The sequence below is a fragment of the Sphingomonas sp. 2SG genome (assembly GCF_005503285.1).
Taxonomy (GTDB): domain Bacteria; phylum Pseudomonadota; class Alphaproteobacteria; order Sphingomonadales; family Sphingomonadaceae; genus Sphingomonas; species Sphingomonas taxi.
Genome location: NZ_SCMZ01000106.1, coordinates 1 through 1,441 on the forward strand (window position 1 = coordinate 1; position 1,441 = coordinate 1,441).

Sequence of the window (1,441 nt, forward strand, 5' to 3'; positions counted from 1 at the left end):
AGCTGGGCCGGATCAAACCCGCGCGTTCGCAGCACGTCCTCGAAGGTCGAGCGCGTGCCCGAACCCTGCTCGCGGACGATCCAGCGTGCAGCGCGAAGCCAGTCCTCGTCGACACGCTCGGCGTCCCTGCGTCCGACCAGCACCATCGGATCGCGTCCGACTTCCCAATGCGCCAGCGCTGGTTCGTCCACTTCGCCTTCAACGAAACCGAGTTCCGCCGCTCCGCTAAGGACCTGCGCTGCCGCGCCTTCGGTGTTGTCGATCGCCAGCTCGACCGCGATCTGCGGGTGGCGCTCGTGGAAGGCGGCAAGCCTTGCGGGCAACCAGTAGCTTGCGATCGTCTGGCTGGCGACGATCCGCAACGAACCACGGGCAAGCCCGGCATAGTCCGCCAGCATCGTCTCGGCATGCGCTGCCCGCCCCAGCACCGCGCGCGCTTCCTCCAGAAAGCCGCGGCCCGCTTCGGTCAGCTGGATGCCACGCCCGACGCGGTGAAACAGAGGAACCCCGTAGCGCGCTTCGAGGGCCGCGACCGCGCCGGAGGCAGCGGACTGCGTGACGTTCAGCACCTCTGCTGCCTTGGTGACGTGTTCGCGCTCGGCGACACCGACGAAGATTCTGAGCTGCTCCAGGGTCATGCAGCTTGTATCGCGGAAACTGATCGATACGACCAACCGTTTGATCTGTTTGTTCCAATCTGGATATCGGAACGATTGGTAATCCTTCGTCTGCGATAGTCTTGAAGGCTTGAAGCGATCCGCGCGCTTGCGGCGTTGGTTCGTCCATGACTGATATGATCGAGCGCAAATCCGATCCCTACAACGCCGAGCCGACGCCCGGCGCGCTGATCGAGCGGTTCCTGACGCCGCAGGCGCTGTTCTACGTGCGCAGCCATGGTGCAGTGCCCGATCTGCCTGCCGATCACCGGATCGAAGTGAGCGGGACGGGCATGGCGAGCCGCTCCTTCTCGGTGGAGGAACTGAAAAGCGCGTTGGCCACGCGGACGGTGACGGCAGTTCTCCAGTGCGCCGGCAACCGGCGCACGGATCTCCAGCAGGTCGCTAAAACGTCCGGCGACCCCTGGGACGTGGGCGCGATCGGCAATGCGGAATGGACCGGCGTACGACTGTCCGACGTACTGGATGCCGTCGGTGCGCCGAATGCGTCCGACCTGTTCGTGGCGTTCACCGGCGCGGACGAGGTGGACGTCGAAGGCGAGGAAGCATTGTTCGGGGTCTCGATCGCCATGGACAAGGCGCGGCAACCCGACGTCCTTATTGCCTGGGCGATGAACGGCGAGCCGCTGACGCCCGAACACGGCGCACCGCTCCGCATGGTGGTGCCGGGCTATGCCGGGGTGCGGAGCGCCAAATGGCTGACACGGATCGAGGTGCGCGAGACGCCATCCGACGCACCGATCCAGGCGCACGACTACAAGCTC

2 protein-coding genes are annotated in these 1,441 nt (G+C 65.5%); one reads left to right on the plus strand and one right to left on the minus strand.

Annotation, left to right across the window (positions count from 1 at the left end):
* A partial coding sequence (locus FFS23_RS19895) for a LysR family transcriptional regulator (protein ID WP_137899960.1) occupies window positions 1-638 on the minus strand: 638 nt, incomplete at its 3' end.
* 155 nt (window positions 639-793) lie between these two features.
* Between FFS23_RS19895 and FFS23_RS19900 the strand changes: the two genes are divergently transcribed.
* A partial coding sequence (locus tag FFS23_RS19900; RefSeq protein ID WP_249340777.1) for a molybdopterin-dependent oxidoreductase occupies window positions 794-1,441 on the plus strand: 648 nt, incomplete at its 3' end.